The sequence below is a fragment of the Bacillus sp. NEAU-Y102 genome (genome assembly GCF_054788175.1).
Genome location: NZ_JBTWFK010000001.1, coordinates 516,243 through 538,265, shown reverse-complemented (window position 1 = coordinate 538,265; position 22,023 = coordinate 516,243). Strand labels below are relative to the sequence as shown.

The following is a 22,023-nucleotide window of genomic DNA, read 5'->3' as shown; positions in this document are numbered from 1 at the left end:
CCTCATTATAGATAAGTAGGGCCGATGAACGAGGTGTTCATCATGAGATTTTTTAAAGGCTGTTTTTGGGGATTGTTATTTGTAATCCCATTTTGGATTTTGATCATTTGGATCATAATAAAGGTTTGGAATGTGTAATCTTGGAATACATATCCATTTCTCGTTGACAAACGATTATTTTTCTGAAATAGTAGCCTAGAGGAATCCTTGTGAGAAAACAAGGATTTTTCTATTGAAAATGGTATATAAAAGAGATAAGATAACTTGCCAAAACTATAGTCGAGGCGTTATTCTATAATAGAAACATATGTTCTGATTTTGGATTAGGAAAGGGGCAAGGAGTTTGGCGAAGCATCAGTTCCAATATAATGAAGATGCGATTCAAGTGTTAGAAGGACTTGAAGCCGTTCGAAAACGCCCGGGTATGTATATCGGGAGTACGGATAGCCGTGGATTGCATCATTTAGTATATGAAATAGTAGATAACTCCGTTGACGAGGCGTTAGCGGGATTTGGCGACGAAATTTCTGTCGTAATACATAAAGATAATAGTATTAGCGTTATAGATAAAGGGCGAGGAATGCCTACGGGAATGCATAAACTTGGGAAACCTACACCTGAAGTTATTTTAACTGTACTTCATGCAGGTGGTAAGTTTGGTCAAGGTGGCTATAAAACGAGTGGTGGTTTACACGGTGTTGGGGCATCAGTTGTAAACGCCTTGTCAGAATGGTTAGTAGTAACAATTAAACGTGATGGTAACATTTATGAACAACGCTTTGAAAATGGTGGCGTTCCTGCAACAACGTTAGAGAAAATCGGGAAAACAAAAGAGTCTGGTACAACAATGCATTTCAAACCAGATACAACGATTTTTAGTACGACAAATTACAATTATGAAACATTATGTGAGAGATTACGTGAATCTGCATTCTTATTAAAAGGAATGAAAATCTCAATAAAAGACGAACGTAATGATTTAGAAGATATATTTCATTATGAAACAGGAATTGAAGCTTTCGTTTCATATTTAAACGAAGAAAAAGATTCAATTCACCCGGTTGTATATTTCACTGGTGAACAAAATGGGATTGAAGCAGAACTAGCATTCCAGTTTAATGATGGTTACTCAGAAAATATTCTTTCGTTTGTAAATAACGTACGTACAAAAGATGGTGGAACACACGAAGCTGGATTTAAAACAGCAATGACGCGTGTGTTCAATGAGTATGCTCGTAAAGTTTCATTATTAAAAGAAAAAGATAAAAATTTAGAAGGTACAGATATTCGTGAAGGTGTAGCGGCTATCGTTTCTGTACGTGTACCAGAAGAAGTACTGCAGTTTGAAGGACAAACGAAAGGGAAACTTGGTACAAGTGAAGCTCGTTCTTCTATTGATGCCATTGTATCAGAGCATCTAGCTTACTTTTTAGAGGAAAACCCGGATGTAGCTACACTTCTTGTGAGAAAGGCAGTTAAAGCAGCGCAAGCACGTGAGGCTGCTCGTAAAGCGAGAGAAGAAGCACGTAGTGGTAAGAAAAAGAAAAAATCAGAAGGTACTTTAAGCGGGAAGTTAACACCTGCACAATCACGTAACCCTCAGAAAAACGAATTGTATTTAGTAGAGGGTGACTCGGCTGGCGGTTCAGCAAAGCAAGGGCGAGATCGTCGTTTTCAGGCGGTACTACCATTGCGTGGTAAAGTAATTAATACGGAGAAAGCAAAGCTTGCTGATATTTTTAAGAATGAAGAGATTAATACAATTATTTATGCAATTGGCGGCGGTGTAGGAAATGAATTCGCTGTTGAAGATATTAACTACGATAAAGTTGTTATTATGACCGATGCAGATACGGATGGAGCTCATATTCAAGTATTGTTATTAACGTTCTTCTACAGATATATGAAGCCACTTATCGAAGCCGGTAAAGTGTTTATCGCACTTCCTCCTTTATACAAGGTAAGTAAAGGGAAAGGTAAGAGTGAGGTAATTGAATACGCTTGGTCAGATGAGGAATTAGACGGTGTAACGAAAAAAGTTGGCAAAGGCTATATGTTACAACGTTATAAAGGACTTGGTGAAATGAATGCGGATCAATTATGGGAAACAACAATGAATCCTGAAACGCGTACATTAATTCGCGTGAAAATTGATGATGCAGCAAGAGCAGAGCGTCGCGTTACAACATTAATGGGCGATAAAGTAGAACCGCGCCGTAAATGGATTGAACGTAATGTACAGTTTGGTATGCAAGAAGAAGGAAATATTTTAGAAAATGAAATGATTATGGAGACGGAGGTGGAATAACATGCAAGCAGAGAAGTTTCATGACCTCCCGCTTGAAGACGTGTTAGGTGACCGCTTTGCACGTTATAGTAAATATATTATTCAAGATCGTGCACTTCCAGATGCACGTGATGGCTTAAAGCCAGTACAAAGACGTATTTTATATTCTATGTATGTAGAAGGTAATGTACATGATAAAGCGTTTCGTAAATCAGCTAAAACAGTAGGTAATGTTATTGGTAATTATCATCCACATGGAGATTCCTCTGTATATGAAGCAATGGTTCGCTTAAGCCAAACTTGGAAAGTACGTAATGTTTTAGTTGAAATGCATGGTAATAACGGTAGTGTTGATGGGGACCCAGCGGCAGCGATGCGTTATACGGAAGCTCGTTTATCACCAATCGCATCTGAATTATTACGTGATCTTGATAAAGAAACAGTTGAATTCGTGTCAAACTTTGATGATACGAGTGAAGAACCGGTTGTATTACCAGCAGCGTTCCCGAATTTATTAGTAAACGGATCTACAGGAATTTCCGCTGGTTATGCAACAGAAATTCCTCCGCATCATCTTGGAGAAGTTATTGACGCTACAATGATGCGTATTGATAAGCCAAATAGTACTGTTGATGATTTATTAACAGTTATGAAAGGACCAGATTTCCCAACAGGCGGTATTATTCAAGGGATTGATGGTATTAAAAAGGCGTATGAAACAGGAAAAGGTAAAATTATTATTCGCGGAAAAGCAGAAATTGAAACAGTGCGCGGTGGGAAACAACAAATTGTAATCACTGAAATTCCTTACGAAGTGAATAAGGCAAACCTTGTAAAGAAAATGGATGAATTACGTCTAGATAAAAAGTTAGATGGCATTGCTGAAGTACGTGATGAGACGGATCGTACTGGTTTACGAATCGTTGTTGAATTAAAGAAAGAAGTAAACGCCGAAGGTATTTTAAATTATTTATATAAAAATACAGATTTACAAATTCCATATAACTTTAATATGGTAGCGATCAATAATCGCCGTCCAACACTTATGACATTACCGAAAATTTTGGATGCTTATATTGGACATCAAAAAGAGGTTATTACGAGACGTTCACAATATGAATTAAGAAAAGCAGAAAATCGTCAACATATTGTAGAAGGTTTAAAGAAGGCATTATCGATTTTAGACCAAGTAATCGAGACAATTCGAGCTTCAAAAGATAAACGTAATGCGAAAGATAATTTAAGTGCAAAATTTGGCTTTACAGAAGCACAAGCAGAAGCAATTGTATCCTTGCAATTATATCGCTTAACGAATACAGACATTACGGCGTTACAAGAAGAAGCAGATGAGCTTAATAAGAAAATTCTAGAGCTACAGTCAATTTTACAAAGTGAAAAAAGATTACTTCAAGTCATTAAAACTGATTTGAAGAGAGTTAAGAAAACATATAGTGATGATCGCCGTGCTATTATTGAAGAACAAATTGAAGAAATTAAAATAGACGTAGAAGTGATGATTCCACAAGAAGATGTCATCGTTACTGTAACGAAAGAAGGATATGTGAAACGTACTGGATGGCGCTCACATAATGCATCAAACGGCAAAGACTTCGGTATGAAAGAGGGTGACATCTTACTTGAACGATTCGATACGAATACGACTGAAACAGTTCTTTTATTCACAAGTAAAGGGAACTATATATATCTTCCAGTATACGAAATGCCAGATATTCGTTGGAAAGATTTAGGTCAGCACGTTGCAAATATCGTTTCACTCGACCGAGATGAAACGATCATTTGGGTAACGGTTGTACCGAACTTTGAGGAAGAAAAACGATTTATCGTATTTGTAACACGAAATGGTATGATAAAGAAAACAGAATTAAATCAATATAAAGTTCAGCGTTATTCAAGGGCATTCGTTGCTGTAAACTTGAAAAAAGGTGATGAAGTTGTCGATATATTTGCGACAGATGGAACGAGTGATATCGTTCTTGCTACACATGGTGCATATGCACTTATTTTCCATGAAGATGAAGTAAGTCCAGTCGGTGTAAGAGCTGCTGGTGTGAAAGCAATTAATTTAAAAGAAGATGACTATGTCGCTTCTGGTAAACCGTTAAATGGTGACAAAGATCAACTTATTCTCGTAACGCAGCGCGGTGCTGTAAAACGTCTAAAAGCATCAGAAATTGAGAAATCAACGAGGGCGAAACGAGGTCTTGTTATTTTCAAAGAGTTAAAACGTAATCCATACCGCATTGTCGGTATTGAAATTGTTCGGGACGATGAATTAGTTTATATGAAGACAGAAAAAAATATTGTAGAAGAGATTGATCCGAAAGCGTATCGAAATAAAGACCGGTATAGTAATGGTAGCCTAGTGCTAGATGTTAATGATACTGGTGAAGTAGTAGAAACGTGGACGAAAAAACGACCGGAGTAAAGTGAAACTATAATCAGTGGGGATTTTGTTCATCCCCACTGATTATTAGTTGAACCAATCGGACTTTAACGGGCAGTTGGTCTCCCATCTAACTCCTTCGCGGTCGGGAGCCTTACTGCCCGTTAAAGCGGGTTAAAAAAAGCATCTTGCTATGAATAGTAGCAAGATGCTTTTTTCTAGGCAATTTATTATGTAAATAATAATAATCTTGTTATAATAACTGAATGAAATCGTTCTCATAAAGTGAAACTTTAATCAATGGGGATTTTCTTTATCCCCACTGATTATTAGTTGAACCAATCGGGCTTTAACGAGCAGTTGACTCCTCACCTAATTTCTTAGCTTTCGCTGGATTTTGAGTTAGGAATCTTACTGCCCGTTAAAGCGGGACAAATGGAGGGGCAACATGAAAAAAATAGGTGTAGGGATTGTAGGATTTGGTTTTTCTAGTACGACATTTCATATCCCACTATTACAAACAATAGAAGAATATGATATTCGTGCTGTATTATCCTCAAAAGAAGAGGTAGTAAAAGAAACATTACCAAACGCTAATGTTGTTAGTACAATTGATGAATTGGTGAAGCGAGCTGATGTTGACTTAGTTGTTATTACATCACCTAATACAACTCATTTTCCGTATGTAAAAGAAGCAATTTTAAACGGTAAGCATGTTGTTGTAGAAAAACCATTTGTTGTTTCAATTGAAGAAGGGGAAGAGCTTATTTCATTAGCAGAGCAGCATAATGTAATGTTAAGCGTATATCATAATCGTCGTTTTGATAATGATTTCTTAACAATTAAGAAATTGTTAGGAGAAAACAGAGTAGGGAATGTATACGCATATGAATCAAATTTTGATCGTTTCCGTCCACATGTGCGTGATCGATGGAGAGAAAAAAATCTACCAGGTTCCGGTATATTATACGATTTAGGATCGCATTTAATTGACCAAGCGTTATCAATATTTGGGAAACCAGATGCGATAAGTGCAGATGTAATAAAACAACGACCAGGTGCAGAGGTGGATGATTATTTCCACATAGTACTGCATTACGGAGCTAAACGTGTCATTTTACGTAGTAGCAGTTATGTGAAAAAAGCTGGACCGCATTTTATAGTGCATGGAGAGAAAGGTTCTATCGTGAAGTACGGTATGGATTCGCAGGAAGAGCAATTAAAAAATGGAATGAAGCCAGGTGATAATGGTTATGGAGTAGACGATGAAGAGAATTTTGCTACTTTAGAAACAGAAGAAAGCTTAGAGCGCATTCCAACAGAAGTCGGTTGTTATGATAATTATTATAAAGGTGTACGAGATAGTATATTAAATGGTGAGAAACTACCTGTAACAGCAAAAGAAGGCTTAGATGTTATTAAACTGATTCAATTAGCGATTGAAAGCAGTGAAAAGGGTAGAGTCATTTCTATAAAATAAAAAAGACACGAAATTCGTGTCTTTTTTATTAGGAATATGTGAATATGATTAATTATTTAGTTTAGTCGTTTATCATACATTAATTGGATTTGTATGCCATAAGGATCTTCAATAATACCATATGCTTCACTAAATATATTTTTTTCTAGGGGAGAGATTATTTTCACATGTTTATCGGAAATTAAATTATTATAAAACCTTTGTATTTCTTCTAAATTAGCGCTTTGAATGCAAAGTGACATGTTATTTCCAACGTTATAACGTTCATTAGGCTTCATTGTATCTTCTGCTATCATTAGCTTTGTATTCCCAATTTGTAAAACAGAGTGAGCAATATGATCTTTATTTTCACTTTTAATTTTAAAAGAACTATCTCTTTTCGCCAGTTCTTCATACGTAACAACCATTAACTTTTTGGCTTCTAAATGACGTGTATAAAAGTTAATCGCCTCCTTTGCTTGCCCATTCATTGAAAGAAAAATAGCTATTTCTAATGTCATAAATATATAACTCCTTTATTAGTTGATAATTATAATATAGATTAAAAGGGTTTCAATACATGACACCTTTTTGGGAGGGAAATATGAAAAAAACGGAACGAATAAATGATATGCTTATTTTCTTAAATAATAAAAGATATTTTAATTTAAAAGATTTAATGGTTAGATATGATATTTCTAAAAGTACCGCTTTGCGAGATATTCAATCATTGGAAGAAATAGGTGTACCCATATATTCTGAATTGGGTAGAAATGGAAGTTATAAAATTATAGAAAATAGTGTTTTATCGCCAATTTATTTTAGTGTGGATGAAATGTATGCCTTATATTTTTCAATTCTTACGCTAAATGGATACAAGACAAAACCATTTAATGTAGAAAGTATTGCGCTTGAAAATAAATTTAAACATGTATTACCTGATAATGTGAGTAAAAATATTTCAATTATGGAACGAACGCTTTCCTTTGAAGTAACAAATCATAGTAATTTTAGTCCGTTCTTAAAAGAAATTTTACAGGGGATTTTTGCTGAGCGAGTTTATCATTTAACATATTTAAAAAAAGGTGAGGAGAAAGCATTGGTTGCCCAATTTATTCGAATAGAATCTAAATTTGGCCAGTGGTATGCTAAAATCTTTAATTTTGAGACGAATAATGTTCAAATAATTAGATGTGATAAAATTCTTTCTATTGTGGAAACGAGCAATATTAATCCAAAAAATCTTGAAGAATTATTAAGTTATCTTACTACTTTTCACAGAAAGCCGGATGCAATTAATTTTAGCGTCATTGTTAATCAAAAAGGAAAAGACATTTTTGATAAAGAGAATTACCCTTCCATGAGGATGCAAAAGGAAAATGAAAATTACATTATAACAGGCTATTTTAACAAGCAAGAATTTGATTTTATTTCAAATTATTTTCTGAATTTCGGTGAAACGATTATTTCAATTCAGCCTGTTATGCTAAAAGAGTTAATCTATAATAAGGTGTTATCTATAAAGAAGCATTTAACTTCTTTAAGATAAAGTTAGTTTTAGACATTTTTTGATATGAAAAAGCCCTTGCGATTTAAATATCCAAAGGGCTTTTTGGTAATTCTATTTGTTCTTTAGAAAAATTATTTTTCTGGGACGGAGAGTCCATAAAAGAACATCGTAACGATATCTTGTATATGTTTTTCACGATCTCCTTCAAGAAGTTGTGTTCCAAATTCATCACCTAATTTTGTAAACATTTGAATGTAAAGTAACATCATTTCTTTAGTAAGGTGAGGATTAATTTCGTTTTTGCGCTGCGCTCGTTCTAATATTTCTAAATACCAGGGCAGGATTTTTTCATTTTGATAACTATAAATAAACTTCCGGAGTTCTTCGTCCCTTTGCATCATTTGTAGTAACATATCAGGTTGAAATAGCCCGCCAGTATTCATTTTTCTTACAATCATTTTTTGCATCATATCATGAAAAGGTAATTTTTCTTCTGCAAGCTCTTTATAATATTGAAATTCAGATATGATAAATTCTTGTATAAGCTCCCTAAATAACGCATCTTTACTTCCGAAATGATTATAAATTGTAACTTGAGAAACGTTCGCTTCTTTTGCAATATGTTCTATTTTCACTTCATTAAATCCACGTTCTGAAAATAATACGAATGCTGCTTCTTTAATGGCACGTTTTTTCTTTTCTTTTACTCTTTCAAATCCGTTCAATGCAATCACCTCACTTAAAATATACAAGAAAAAATAATGGAAAACAATAATTTTGAAATATGGACTAATAAATATTTCAAAAAGTTGTTGCGAATATGAAAGATGAGGAGTACAATGATTTTGAAATATCACATATTAAATATTTCAAAAAATGAGGTGGAATTATGATTTCAGTTCAGGATGTCACAAAACAGTTTTCGAATGGAAAAGGTTTGTTTCATATTACATTTGATGTAAAAGAGGGAGAAGTATTTGGTTATTTAGGACCGAATGGTGCCGGGAAATCAACGACGATTCGTAATTTAATGGGATTTATAAAACCGACAGCTGGTAAAGCGACAATTTTTGGATTAGATTGTTGGAATGAAGCAGCGAAAATTCAAAGGGAAGTTGGTTATCTACCGGGTGAAATTTCTTTTATTGAAGGAATGAACGGATTAGAGTTTTTAAAATTAATGCAAGGAATGCGTGGATTAAAGGATACGAAAAGACGAGATGAACTGATAGATCGTCTGCAATTTGATGTGAAAACACCGATTCGCAAAATGTCTAAAGGAATGAAGCAAAAAGTGGGGATAGTTGCTGCATTTATGCACGATCCAGAGGTGTTAATTTTAGATGAACCAACATCTGGACTTGATCCACTTATGCAGCAAGTATTTATAGAATTAATATTAGAGGAAAAGCAAAGAGGAAAAACAATCCTAATGTCATCACATATTTTCACTGAAATTGAGCGTACGTGTGATCGAGTAGCGATTATTAAAGATGGTCGACTCGTAACGGTTGAAAATATTCACGATTTACAAAGTATGAGACGACAGGTAATAGATGTAACCGTATCATCGCAAGAAGAGATTGAATCTCTTACAAAGTGTAATTTGCAATTTGAAGTGGTAAAAGGTAGAGAGGCATCTATCATTGTACAAGGAAACTATCAAACTGTTTTACAAACAATTTCAAACTATAATGTAACGGCACTTCAAACGAGAGCGATGGATTTAGAACATTTATTTATGCATTATTACGATAAGAAAGAAGGGGTAACGCATGAATAAGCAATTATTTTTAGCTAGTTTGAAAGAAACACAAAAAAATATTTTGAGTTATGCGTTTGGTGCGGCTTTATATTTGTGGTTATTAATTTGGATATTCCCGTCAATGGTATCAGCGAAAGGGCTAAATGAACTAATAGCTGCCATGCCTGATAGTGTGAAAAAAATCGTTGGTATGGAAAGTCCGATTCAAAACGTAATGGATTTTTTAGCTGGTGAATACTATAGTCTATTGTTTATTATCATTTTAACAATTTTTTGTGTAACAGTTGCAACACATTTAATTGCTCGTCATGTAGATAAAGGAGCAATGGCATACTTGTTAGCAACACCTGTATCTAGAGTGGAAATTGCTATTACACAAGCTGCTGTTCTCATATTGGGACTTCTGATTATTGTATCTGTTACGTATGTAGCTGGGTTAGTAGGTGCAGAATGGTTTTTACAAGATAATAACTTAAATAAAGAATTATTTTTGAAGATAAATGTAGTCGGAGGGCTCATATTTTTAGTCGTTAGTGCGTATTCATTTTTCTTTTCTTGTATATGTAATGACGAAAGAAAGGCACTAAGTTATTCAGCGAGTTTAACTATCTTATTTTTCGTATTGGATATGGTAGGTAAATTAAGTGATAAGTTAGAGTGGATGAGAAGTCTATCATTATTCACGCTGTTTCATCCGAAAGAAATTGCTGAAGGAACGTATAATATATGGCCGGTAAGTATAGGTTTAACTGCTGGAGCACTTTGTATTTTCATAGTAGCAATTGTAGTTTTTAAGAAGAGGGATTTACCGTTGTAAAGTAGAAAGTCCACTGAGAAAGTGGGCTTTTTTTATTTGTAAATTAAATCTAGTATGTTTATTACATAACACTTATAAAGGATATTTGTCTTTTTATTTACAAAAATATTCAAAAAAATGAACCTTTTCCTAGGTTCCTACGTCTAATACATGTAAAGTTAAATTTGAAGTGAGGATGAAACAGGAGGAGCAATTGTGAAAGTAATCCCTTTATATAAAATGATTATAAAAGAAGAAACCGATGTTTCTTTAGCGAAAAAAGGCGATCATGAAGCCTTTATAACGCTTATACATACAGAAAAAGTGAAGATGTATCGAATAGCAAAGGCGATGTTACGTGATGAGACAAATATAGAGGACGCGATACAGACAACAATTTTAAAAGCTTATGAAAATATAAAAAAACTAAAAAAAGAAGAGTTTTTTCAAACTTGGTTAATTCGAATTTTAATGAATGAGTGTAACAATATTATTAGAGCGTATAAAAATGTAATTGTGACAGAAGAGAATGATTACAATATGAGTGCGTGTGATCAGTATGAAGATATAGATTTGTATAATGCGATTCAATCGTTACATGAAGAATTAAGAGCTGTTACGGTGCTTTATTACTATGAAGATATGAATCAAGATAGTATTGCGAAGCTGTTAGAAATACCGAAAGGAACAGTGAAATCAAGATTATCGCGTGCGAGGGAACAACTACAAAAACGATTAAAGATGGAATAGGGGGTGTAAAGGGTGGATAGTGAAAAATTATTTGATGAGAAATTAAAAAAGAGAATAAAAAATGAAAATGTTATAGTACCTCCAGAGTTAAATGAGAAGATTAATGGTACACTACATAATCTTCAGGTAAAAAAGAAGAGTTACAAAATCCATATGATGATAATTAGTGCAGCGGTTTGTATACTTTCAGTGGTATCTATGTCTGAGTTTTCTATACAAAGTTTCGCGCAAAACGGTGGAGTGTTTGAATATGTAAAGAAAAAAGCGTTTTCTGATTATGAAAATGAAGAAGAAATAAAATCAAATGTACATTATCCAGATAAAGAAAAGATTCATCAAAAGATGCTAGATTCTATTGATTATTTTAAAAATAGTTCAGGACAATTTGAGGAATATTCTAGCTCATCAAGAATTGCTACAACATATAAGTATGCAATTGATACGGAAAAACAAAGAGGTATCTCTTCGAAAGAAGATAAACTAGCGAAAAAACGAACAATTATATATAACGAGGGCAAGAAAAAAGAGTTTGATGATGAGAAGTATACCTATAAAGAGACAAAATGGAACCCGAAAGAAAGAAACAATGAATTATTAAAGTTAAATCCTACGGAAAGGTTATTGAGAAAATCAGGTGAAAAAAAGCGATATGATGATGAATATGTAGGACTAGCGAAATATAGTATTCAATCAGAATTCGCAGATTTGTTAATTCGATATAAAGATTGGAATTATAAAGAAACGAAATATCTTGGATTAGATTGTTACAAAATTGAAGGAGTCATCAATATAGAGATGCCTGTTAGCACCTCTGAAGATTTAAGAGGGAAATTCGAAATGGTTGTGGAGAAAAATACAGGGATTATGTTGAAATTTCTTAGTTTTCAAGAAGGCTTGATTCAATATTCACTTACGACAGAATGGATACAAATAGATAAGGGATTGAAAGAAAGTATGTTTCAAAAGGATAGCGCTAAATATGAAAAACATATTGGATGAATAGAAACAGGAGGAGAGTAAATGGGGAATCATTCATCTTTAAGAGAAGAGAAAAATAAGCAAAAATATAAAAAGAAAACGATAATAAGTTTACTACTAGCGGTATTGCTATTTGGTGGAATTGGCTATGGAGCCTATGTATATATGAAAACTTCTAGTCTCGTACAAAAATCTAATTTGAATTTAGCACGAGGTGAAAAATCCAATTTACGTGAGAAATCTGTAAAGCCAATTGCAAATCATGTTTCACTTTTAATTATGGGAATTGATGAAAATCAAGAACGACAAAAGGAGTATAATGGTGCATTTCATACAGATGCATTATTGTTAGCGACTTTTAATAAAGACGATAAAACAGTGAAATTAACGAGCATACCGCGTGATACATATACATACGTTCCAGTTGAAAAGAAAAAAGATAAAATAACCCATGCATATGGAAGTGGTTTCGTTAAAAATGGTAAAGATGGAGGACCGCAAGCTTCTGTGGAAGCGGTAGAAAAATTGTTACAGGTGCCCGTTGATTATTTTGTGAAATTTAATTTTGGTTCCTTTACTAAAATTGTTGATGGGTTAGATGGTATTGAAGTAGATGTCCCAGTTGAATTTACGGAGCAAAATAGTAAAGATGAACCTGATGCGATTCATTTGAAAAAAGGATTGCAAAAATTAAATGGGGAAGAAGCACTTGCACTAGCAAGAACGCGCCATATTGATAGTGATGCGATGAGAGGGCAGAGGCAACAACTTGTTATTGAATCGATTTTAAGTAAATTAAAAAGTGTAGGATCGATTACGAAGCTAGAAAAAATAGTTGAGGCAGTTGACGACGATTTTAAAACAAACTTAGTAATGGATGATATTTTATCTTTTTATAAATACGGTTTAAACGGTTCAGTTGAAAAAATACAACTAGCTGGTGATGATTTATATTTACCTAATGGTCCAAATGGGCAACGTGTATATTATTATAATCCTAATAAAAAAGATTTGCAGAGTTTGAGTAATACTCTTAGAACACATCTAGGGTTAAGTGAAAAGCAAATTGAGGAGAATTAAAGCAGACGTAATGTCTGCTTTTTATTGTGTATAATAGTATGTCATTTATTTTTAAATGTTATATACTATTTTCAAATTAAAGATAATAGTGTAACATAAAATTGTGGTTTAAGTTAAATAGCAAGGGGGCTATCACATAGAATAAATGTTATTGCTTAAAATAGTTTGGGAGAAATGAAAATACAGGGGAGTAGCAAAAATGAGAATTGCAAAGAATTTAACATTCCAAGTTATTGTGGCCATTATTTGTGGTATTGCAGTAGGGGCAATTTGGCCGAGTGTTGGACAACAAATGAAGCCAATTGGTGAAACATTCATCAATATGATTAAAATGGTTATTGCACCGATTATCTTTTTAACAATTGTGCTCGGTATTGCAAGTATGGGAAGTATGAAAAAGGTAGGCCGTGTTGGTGGGAAGGCACTATTATATTTTGAAATTGTTACAACAGCGGCTTTAATTATTGGTATCATCGTAGCGAATGTTGTGCGTCCCGGAGACGGATTAGATCCCTCAAAACTAAAGGGCGGAGATGTTTCGCAATATGTACAAAGCGGACAAGAAATGAAATGGATGGATTTCTTTTTACATATCGTGCCGTCTAACATGTTTGAAGCATTCGCCAAAGGTGATATTTTACAAGTTCTGTTCTTCTCCATTTTATTCGGCGCAGGGTTAACGATGTTAGGGAAAAATGGACAACCGGTTATTGACTTTTTTGAAAGATTATCGAAAGTATTTTTTAACATTTTATCAATTGTAATGAAATTAGCACCGGTTGGAGCATTCGGTGGGATGGCATTTACAATTGGGAAGTATGGTTTAAGCACGCTCATACCACTTGGCAAATTAATGATTTGTGTATATGCGACAATGGCATTATTTGTTTTTATTGTTTTAAATTTTATTTGTAAACTGTACAAATTTAGTTTGTGGAAATATTTAGCTCACATTAAAGAAGAATTACTCATTGTTCTCGGGACATCGTCATCAGAATCAGTACTGCCGCGAATGATGACAAAGATGGAAGACTTGGGGTGTTCGAAGCCAGTAGTAGGTTTAGTCATTCCGACAGGATACTCATTTAATTTAGATGGAACGACAATTTATTTATCGATGGCTACTATATTTTTAGCTCAAGTCTTTCATGTCGATCTTTCACTAGGTCAACAATTAACTATAATAGCTATTTTATTAGTTACATCTAAAGGTGCAGCAGCAGTAACTGGTGGAGGTTTTATTGTGCTAGCATCTACTTTATCTGCAATGAATGTTATCCCATTAGAAGGTTTAGCGCTATTACTTGGTGTAGATCGTTTCATGTCAGAAGCACGTGCTATCGTTAATTTAATTGGTAACGGTATTGCAACTGTAGTTGTTGCAAAAAGTGAAAATGAATTTGATGATGAGAAGTATACGAAAGTAATAGAGGAAATGAAAAGAGAAAAAATAGCCGGGTAAAAAGTCAGTTTTGCTGACTTTTTTTATTTTTGTAGGAAAGGAGTTTCTAAAAATATACATTATTTATTAACAAGAGCTCATAGATATTTAATGTGTAAATATGATAAATACCATTAAAGTGGTACATTTATATGAAAGAGAAATAGAATTTGAAGATCATATGGAATTTTTATGAATATTACTGTAAGAAAATAATTTTTTAAAAATTTTCAATAATAATACTTTACAAATTTTAAAAAATTAGTAGAATAAGAAGTAGTAAGAATCGTCTGATAAATATATAGAGAAAAACAGAATTATCAGAAAATTGTTGAATAGCTATCGTTTAGAATTAGGGAGGGTACAGAAAATGAAAAAGAAACAAATGAAAAAACTAACAGCAGTTGTAGCACCGGTTTTAGCAATGAGCATGGCGTTAACAGCATGTTCTACATCAGGTGGAGATAAGAAGACAAGCACAAATTCTAGCTCTGGTGGAGATAGTAAGTCAGGGGAAAAATTAGCAACGAAACAAGTGCTGAATCGAACAGTAACACAAGAAATTCCAACTATGGATTCTTCTAAATCAACTGATACAGTATCTTCACAAATGCTTGGTAATACGATGGAGGGTTTATATCGTCTTGATAAAGACAATAAGCCGATTCCAGCAGCGGCAGAATCTAGTACGAAAAGTGAAGATGGTAAAAAATATACGTTCAAACTACGTAAAGATGCAAAATGGTCAAATGGAGATCCAGTAACTGCAAAGGATTTCGTATATGCTTGGCAACGTCTGTTAGATCCAAAAACGGCTGCTGAGTATGCATTTATTGCATTCCCGATTAAAAATGCAGAAGTAGTAAATAAAGGAGAAAAACCTGTAACTGAATTAGGTGTGAAGGCGGTAGATGATCTTACACTTGAAGTTGAGTTAGAGCAAGCGGTACCGTACTTCTTAAATTTAGTAGCATTCCCATCATATTATCCATTAAACGAAAAGTTCGTTAAAGAAAAGGGCGAGAAGTTCGGTTTAGAGGCTGATACAACTGTCTATAACGGACCGTTCGTTCTTAAAGATTGGAAGCATGAACAAGGATGGCAATTAAAGAAAAATGATCAATATTGGGATAAAAAGACTGTAAAACTTGAAGAAGTTAACTTTAGTGTTGTTAAAGAGGCTGCAACTTTAGTCAATCTATATGATAGCGGTCAAGTTGACTTTGCTTTATTAAATGGAGAGTTCGTTGATAAATATAGAAGCAAGAAAGATGAATTTGGCACATATTCACAAGTGAGTACGTATTTCATTCGTATGAACCAAAAACGTGATGGACAAGACACGCCATTAAAGAGCAAAAAATTACGTGAAGCAATTGCGCTATCAATTGATAAAAAGAATTTAGCAAATGTAATTTTAAATGATGGATCAAAAGAAGCTGACTTCTTAGTACCAAAAGGATTAGCAACGGGACCAGACGGTAAAGATTTCCAAGAAACATTTAAAAACGGTTTGAAACCAAATCCTAAAAAAGCTGCTGCAGCTTGGGAAGAAGCGAAAAAAGAACTTGGAAAAGATCAAGTTACAATCGAATTCTTAAACTACGATACTGGTAATGCGAAAAAAGTTGGCGAATATATTAAAGATCAGATTGAGAAAAACTTAAAAGGTGTAACAGTTAATATTAAACTTCAACCATTTAAGCAAAAACTAAAATTAGAAACTGAACAACAATATGATATTTCGTATGGCGGATGGAATCCGGATTATGCAGATCCAATGACGTTCTTAGATATGTTTGAGACTGGACATTCACATAACCAAATGAGCTTCTCTGACCCTAAATATGACGGCATGGTGAAAAAAGCTGGGACGGAATTAATGAGTGATGCGAAAAAACGTTGGGAAGAGTTAGGAAAAGCTGAAAAAACATTACTTGAAGAAGATGTAGCGATTGTACCTTTATACCAACGTGGAGATTCTTATGTTTTACAACCAAATGTAAAAGGTGTAGTAAAACACAATATCAGTCCAGAATTCAGCTTTAAGTGGGCATATGTAACTGAAAAATAATAGAGTTGAAAAAGCATTTAAAAGTGGCTTAGCTACTTTTAAATGCTTTTTTTGTGAGCTTAAAATACTAATTTTTAGTATGGTTAAATAGAGGAGAATAAGGTGTATAGTATGTACATATAGTAGATGGGAGATAAATCCTACTAAAAAAAAATCAGAATATTCAAAATGAAAATATTTGCAATTAGGGAAAAAAGAGTAGAATGACATTAGTTGTAATCTTCTAAAAAAAGTCTTTAGTAAGGGGTCTCTCAAGGGTTGGTAATGTACATATAATTAGGGAGGGTACAAAAATGAAGAGAAAAAATGAAAAAGTTAACGGCAGTTGTAATACCAGTTTTAGCGATGAGTGTTGCATTGACAGCATGTTCTGGATCAGGAGGGGAAAAGAAAACGACTACTACATCAAATAGTGGGGAAGAAAAAAATCTGATATTAAATATGCAGCGAAACAAGTATTAAATCGTACGGAAAACCAAGAAATTCCGACGATGGATACTTCTAAATCTACTGATACATTAGGTGCGCAAATTTTAGGGAACACGATGGAAGGCCTATATCGCCTTGATAAAGATAATAAGCCAATTCCAGCAGCGGCAGAGTCTAGTACGAAAAGCGAGGATGGCAAAAAATATACATTTAAACTACGTAAAGATGCAAAATGGTCAAACGGTGATCCTGTAACAGCGAAAGATTTCGTATATGGATAGCAACGCTTACTTGATAAAAATACAGCGGCAGAATATGCGTTTATCGCTTTCTATATTAAAAATGCAGAAGCAATTAATAAAGGTGAAAAACCTCTAACAGATTTAGGAGCAAAAGCGGTAGATGATTATACACTAGAAGTAGAATTAGAAAAGCCAGTACCGTATTTCTTGAATTTAATGGCATTCCTATCGTACTATCCTTTAAATGAAAAGTTCGTAAAAGAAAAAGGAGATAAGTTCGGTTTAGAAGCAGATACAACGTTGTATAACGGACCGTTCGTTATGTCTTCATGGAAACATGAACAAGGTTGGCAGCTAAAGAAAAATGATAAGTACTGGGATAAAAAGACTGTGAAATTAGAAGAAATTAACTATAGTGTAGTAAAAGAGGTTGCAACGAAAGTAAACTTATATGATACAGGATCAATTGATTTTACATTACTATCAGGAGAGTTTGTAGATAAATATAAATCGAACAAAGAAGAATATGGTGAGTATGCGGAATCAAGTACATTCTTCTTACGTTTAAATCAAAAACGTAACGGAAAAGATACGCCTTTAAAGAGCAAAAAACTTCGTGAAGCAATTGCATTATCAGTTGATAAAAAAGGCTTAGCGAACGTTATTTTAAATAACGGTTCAAAAGCAACAGATCAATTAGTACCAAAAGGGCTTGCGACAGGGCCTTATGGTGAAAATTACCAAGATGCATTTAAAAATGGTCTAAAATATGATCCGAAAAAAGGTGCAGCAGCTTGGGAAGCAGCGAAAAAAGAACTTGGAAAAGATCAAGTTACAATTGAATTGCTAAGCTATGATGATGGAACTGCGAAAAAGATTGCTGACTATGTAAAAGATCAAATTGAGAAAAATTTAAAAGGTGCAACAATTAATACGAAAATTCAGCCGTTCAAACAAAAATTAAAATTAGAAACTGCGCAAGATTATGAAATTTCTTATGCAGGTTGGAGTCCAGACTATGCGGATCCAATGACATTTATTGATATGTTTGAATCGAAGAGCCCGTACAACCAAATGAGTTATTCAAATCCAAAATACGATGAAATGGTAGGAAAAGCAGGTAATGAATTAATGAGTGATGCGAAAAAACGCTGGGAAACGTTAGGGAAAGCTGAGAAATTATTCCTTGAAGAAGATGCAGGGTTAGTTCCTTTATATCAAACAGGAAGATCGTACGTAATGAAACCGAATGTAAAAGGAATTGTGAAACATAACATCAGTTCAGAATATAGCTTTAAGTGGGCGTATGTAACTGAGGATGGCGGAAAAAATAAAGTGAAATGCTTTTTAGTATGTATAAGGGAATAAATCTCGTTAGCCTATTGAGAATCGGATAGGTAATAAAGAAGGTTCTATCCGAGGAAATTAGAGAGGTCAGTAAGTAGTAAGAAAGATGAATGATAGTAAGAGACCTCATGCTAATAAGAAAAATATAGAACGTAGTAATAGAGTGGAATAAGGGAATGGATGTTTACATATAGTAGACGGGGGATAATTCATATAGTAGTTAAAACAACAAGTTACTATCATAAAAAAATAAATTTTTAGAAAATTTACAAAAATACTTTACAAAACTAGAAAAAACAGTAGAATATTAATTAATAAGAATTTTCTGATAACGAAAGTTAGTAGGGAATCTCTAAATGTTAATAGCGTACATATAATTGGGGAGGGTACAAAAATGAAGAGAAAAAAGATGAAAAAATTAACAGCGGTAGTAGCACCAGTTCTAGTAATGAGTATGGCATTAACAGCTTGCTCTGGATCTGGGGAAAAAGATAAAGCAAGCACAACACCAAAAAGCGGTGAAAAAGAAGGCGGAAAGCTAGCGGCGAAGCAAGTGCTTAATTTAACAGAGTCTCAAGAGATTCCATCTATGGACTCTGCTAAAGCGACAGACCAAGTATCGTTTCTCGCTTTAAACAACGTAATGGAAGGTTTGTATAGACTTGATAAAGATAATAAAGCAACACCAGGGGTTGCTGAATCATATAAAAAGAGTGATGACGGTAAAAAATATACATTTACATTAAATAAAAATGCAAAATGGTCAAATGGAGAGTCTGTAACAGCAAAAGATTTCGTGTTTGCTTGGAAACGTGCGATAGATAAAAATACAGCAGCAGAATATGCATACATTATGTTTGATTTAAAAAATGCACAAGCGATTAATGAAGGAAAAGCTGAACTAGATACGTTAGGAGTAAAAGCTGTAGATGACTATACGTTAGAAGTAGAATTAGAAAATCCAGTTCCTTACTTTGTAGAATTAACTTCATTTGGAACATTTTATCCATTAAACGAGAAGTTTGTAAAAGAAAAAGGAGAAAAGTACGGTTTAGAAGCAGATACAACGTTATACAACGGACCATTTACATTAACAGACTGGAAACATGAAGAAGGTTGGAAGTTAAAGAAAAATGCACAATACTGGGATAATAAAACAGTTAAGTTGGAAGAAATTAACTTTAATGTGGTAAAAGATAGCGGTACACGTGTCAATTTATATGAAAGTGGACAAATTGATCGCTCAGGACTTACATCTGAATTTGTTGACAAATATAAATCAAGCCCCGATTTCTTTACACAAAAAACACCGTCAACGTACTTCTTACGCTTAAACCAAAAACGTGGTGGGCAAGATACAGTGCTAAAGAGCAAAGATTTACGTTTAGCGATTGCAAAAGCGTATGATAAAAAAGGCTTAACGAATGTAATTTTAAATGATGGTTCTACACCTGCAGATTACTTAGTACCAAAAGAATTTGCTAAGAGCCCAGATGGAAAAGACTTCCGTAAAGAAAATGGAGATATTTTAAAAACAGATGTGAAAAAGGCAAAAGAGCATTGGGAAAAAGCGAAAAAAGAACTTGGAAAAGATGCAATTACAGTAGAACTATTAAACTATGATGGTGATGGTGCGAAAAAAGTAGGAGAATTCTTAAAAGGAGAACTTGAGAAAAACTTACCAGGCTTAACAGTGAATTTGAAAAACCAGCCATTTAAACAAAAGTTAAAATTAGAATCAGATCTAGATTATGATTTATCTTACGCTGGTTGGGGCCCTGACTACTTAGATCCAATGACATTCATTGATATGTTCGTTACAAATGGTCCTCATAACCAAACAGGATATTCAAATCCTAAATATGATGAAATTGTGCAAAAAGGTAAAGGCGAGCTATTAACGAAAACGAAAGATCGTTGGGATAGCTTACTGAAAGCGGAGAAAATGTTACTGGAAGATGCAGCAATTGCACCATTATATCAACGTGGTGATGCTATCGTTCAAAGACCTAAAGTAAAAGGTATCGTTCATCATCCAGTTGGTGGAGACTATAGCTATAAATGGGCATATATTACAGAGGATAAGTAAGATGAGGGGCGTACAATACGCCCCTTTTTCTATGCACTTTTCTTCCGTCCTCGAATATATAAAATAAAAAAGGGAGAATCCCATGAAACGAAACACATACATCGATTTCCTAGCTTATTACGGAATAGGAAGTGCTCATCCTGGCGGGTTTACGTTAACAAAACAATTGCTAGCACAACTGCCTTTTAGACATGGATCGAATGTTCTTGAGATAGGTTGTGGAACAGGGAAAACAGCGGCGTATATGACAAGGGAACTTGGTTATAAAGTAACAACGGTTGAAAAGAATAAAATTATGATTCAAAAGGCAAAAGATAGATGGTTGTTTGAAGGATTAGATATACAATTAATTGAAGGAAATGTAGAGCAATTACCTTGTTTGAATAACTCATTTGATTTCGTACTTGGAGAATCAATCATCGCTTTTACAGAGAAAGAAAGAGCTATCTCGGAGTGTTACCGTGTATTACAGCAGGACGGTAAGCTTGTTGTTATTGAAATGATTATTGATAGGCACATTGATAAGGGTGAGGAAGAAAAAATAGCTCAATTATATGGCATGAAAGAACTATTAACTGAGAATGAATGGGTACAATTATTTCAGAAAGCAAATTTTAAAAGAATTACAATTGCTGGCGGTGGTACAATTGCAGAAACGATCTCAAGCTATGTAGAAGAGCCGGAATGGAATGTATCCTCACATATTCCAAATGAGTTATATGAGGCATGGGTACAGCATGAAAATGTACGGCTTATGTACCAACATATTTTAGGGCATCGTATTTTTATATGTGAAAAATAAAGAAAAAGAGTTGGCTAAAGGTAGTCAACTCTTTACTATGTTAAATGAAAAATAATGCAGCTAATGCAATTCCGAAGATGAAACCAAATCCGAGTTCAACACCCCAGCCACAACCGCCGCCACCCCAGCCGCCGCAACCACAACTACTACAACCACGCCCACCACAGCCGCAGCTGCTGAATCCACCACCGCCACCGCATCCAAATCCGCAACTATCACATCTGCTAAGGCCGCCGCAAAGGTCACAACCACCGTTTGCATAAGCGTCGTAGTATCCGAATCCTGAATCAAAAGATGAGCGCTGTTGCACCGGTTCGATCCATACAGAGCTTTGTGTCACATCGATTATTTTACCTAAATGTATACGGCCATCACGGTCTTCAATCCGAACAACTTTTCCGAAGTAACGTCGGCATGTATCATAACATTTTTGTCTATGCATGTTCTTTCCTCCTTCCGCATTACAGTAATACGATATGTAAGGGGGACAAGTGCGGCTTGTACGAATGCCCTATCTATCATAATTGTTATAGGAAAGGGGAAATATAAGAAGAGGATATATAAGGAGGA

Annotated in this window: 16 protein-coding genes and 1 pseudogene; 14 read left to right on the top strand and 3 right to left on the bottom strand. The window is 34.2% G+C overall.

Translation table 11 applies throughout. The features are described 5' to 3' along the window. Positions 1-343 precede the first annotated feature (343 nt). The 3 genes from parE to ACYFX0_RS02530 all read left to right on the top strand — a co-directional run bounded on the left by parE (position 344) and on the right by ACYFX0_RS02530 (position 6,171). The gene (gene parE, locus ACYFX0_RS02540; RefSeq protein ID WP_001062195.1) at positions 344-2,308 is read left to right on the top strand and encodes a DNA topoisomerase IV subunit B; all 1,965 of its coding nucleotides are present in this window, start codon (positions 344-346) and stop codon (positions 2,306-2,308) included. A gap of 1 nt (position 2,309) precedes the next feature. Next, entirely contained in the window at positions 2,310-4,733 is a 2,424-nt protein-coding gene (gene parC / locus ACYFX0_RS02535; protein ID WP_001147460.1) for a DNA topoisomerase IV subunit A, read from the top strand. A gap of 406 nt (positions 4,734-5,139) precedes the next feature. Then, complete coding sequence (locus ACYFX0_RS02530; RefSeq protein ID WP_000719768.1) at positions 5,140-6,171, top strand: oxidoreductase; 1,032 nt, start codon at positions 5,140-5,142, stop codon at positions 6,169-6,171. A 56-nt stretch (positions 6,172-6,227) separates the two neighbouring features. Here ACYFX0_RS02530 and ACYFX0_RS02525 read toward each other — a convergent pair whose 3' ends face one another. Further along, complete coding sequence (locus tag ACYFX0_RS02525; RefSeq protein WP_000171340.1) at positions 6,228-6,671, bottom strand: VOC family protein; 444 nt, start codon at positions 6,669-6,671, stop codon at positions 6,228-6,230. 59 nt (positions 6,672-6,730) lie between these two features. Here ACYFX0_RS02525 and ACYFX0_RS02520 point away from each other — a divergent pair, with 59 nt between their 5' ends. Next, complete coding sequence (locus ACYFX0_RS02520; RefSeq protein ID WP_000187494.1) at positions 6,731-7,699, top strand: helix-turn-helix transcriptional regulator; 969 nt, start codon at positions 6,731-6,733, stop codon at positions 7,697-7,699. Positions 7,700-7,791: 92 nt separating this feature from the next. Here the strand turns inward: ACYFX0_RS02520 and ACYFX0_RS02515 are convergent, their stop codons facing one another. Next, positions 7,792-8,394: a TetR/AcrR family transcriptional regulator gene (locus ACYFX0_RS02515; protein WP_460269795.1), complete on the bottom strand. Its 603-nt coding sequence runs from the start codon at positions 8,392-8,394 to the stop codon at positions 7,792-7,794. Positions 8,395-8,549: 155 nt separating this feature from the next. Between ACYFX0_RS02515 and ACYFX0_RS02510 the strand changes: the two genes are divergently transcribed. From ACYFX0_RS02510 to ACYFX0_RS02465, 10 genes and pseudogenes are all read left to right on the top strand, one after another. Then, complete coding sequence (locus tag ACYFX0_RS02510) at positions 8,550-9,443, top strand: ABC transporter ATP-binding protein (RefSeq protein WP_000626561.1); 894 nt, start codon at positions 8,550-8,552, stop codon at positions 9,441-9,443. Further along, entirely contained in the window at positions 9,436-10,242 is an 807-nt protein-coding gene (locus ACYFX0_RS02505; RefSeq protein ID WP_001041417.1) for an ABC transporter permease subunit, read from the top strand. The genes ACYFX0_RS02510 and ACYFX0_RS02505 overlap by 8 nt, the downstream gene beginning before the upstream one ends. Positions 10,243-10,437: 195 nt before the next feature. Then, entirely contained in the window at positions 10,438-10,971 is a 534-nt protein-coding gene (locus ACYFX0_RS02500) for an RNA polymerase sigma factor (RefSeq protein ID WP_000864724.1), read from the top strand. Positions 10,972-10,983: 12 nt separating this feature from the next. Continuing rightward, positions 10,984-11,970 carry a hypothetical protein gene (locus ACYFX0_RS02495; RefSeq protein ID WP_000376636.1) on the top strand — a complete coding sequence of 329 codons (987 nt, stop codon included), beginning with the start codon at positions 10,984-10,986 and terminating at the stop codon, positions 11,968-11,970. 21 nt (positions 11,971-11,991) lie between these two features. Further along, positions 11,992-13,029, top strand: coding sequence for an LCP family protein (locus ACYFX0_RS02490; protein WP_000526731.1), 1,038 nt, complete (start codon positions 11,992-11,994; stop codon positions 13,027-13,029). A gap of 199 nt (positions 13,030-13,228) precedes the next feature. After that, a complete protein-coding gene (locus ACYFX0_RS02485; RefSeq protein WP_001216974.1) occupies positions 13,229-14,491 on the top strand; it encodes a dicarboxylate/amino acid:cation symporter in 1,263 nt (420 codons plus the stop codon). Positions 14,492-14,840: 349 nt separating this feature from the next. Further along, a complete protein-coding gene (locus tag ACYFX0_RS02480; protein ID WP_016077387.1) occupies positions 14,841-16,544 on the top strand; it encodes a peptide ABC transporter substrate-binding protein in 1,704 nt (567 codons plus the stop codon). Positions 16,545-16,850: 306 nt separating this feature from the next. Beyond that, positions 16,851-18,583: pseudogene (locus ACYFX0_RS02475) on the top strand (peptide ABC transporter substrate-binding protein). Between the two features lie 373 nt (positions 18,584-18,956). After that, positions 18,957-20,651 carry a peptide ABC transporter substrate-binding protein gene (locus ACYFX0_RS02470; protein WP_000823457.1) on the top strand — a complete coding sequence of 565 codons (1,695 nt, stop codon included), beginning with the start codon at positions 18,957-18,959 and terminating at the stop codon, positions 20,649-20,651. Between the two features lie 82 nt (positions 20,652-20,733). Beyond that, positions 20,734-21,453: a class I SAM-dependent methyltransferase gene (locus ACYFX0_RS02465; protein WP_000828269.1), complete on the top strand. Its 720-nt coding sequence runs from the start codon at positions 20,734-20,736 to the stop codon at positions 21,451-21,453. Positions 21,454-21,493: 40 nt separating this feature from the next. Here ACYFX0_RS02465 and ACYFX0_RS02460 read toward each other — a convergent pair whose 3' ends face one another. Next, positions 21,494-21,895, bottom strand: a complete 402-nt coding sequence (locus ACYFX0_RS02460; protein ID WP_106081765.1) for a hypothetical protein — start codon at positions 21,893-21,895, stop codon at positions 21,494-21,496. Positions 21,896-22,023 lie beyond the last annotated feature (128 nt).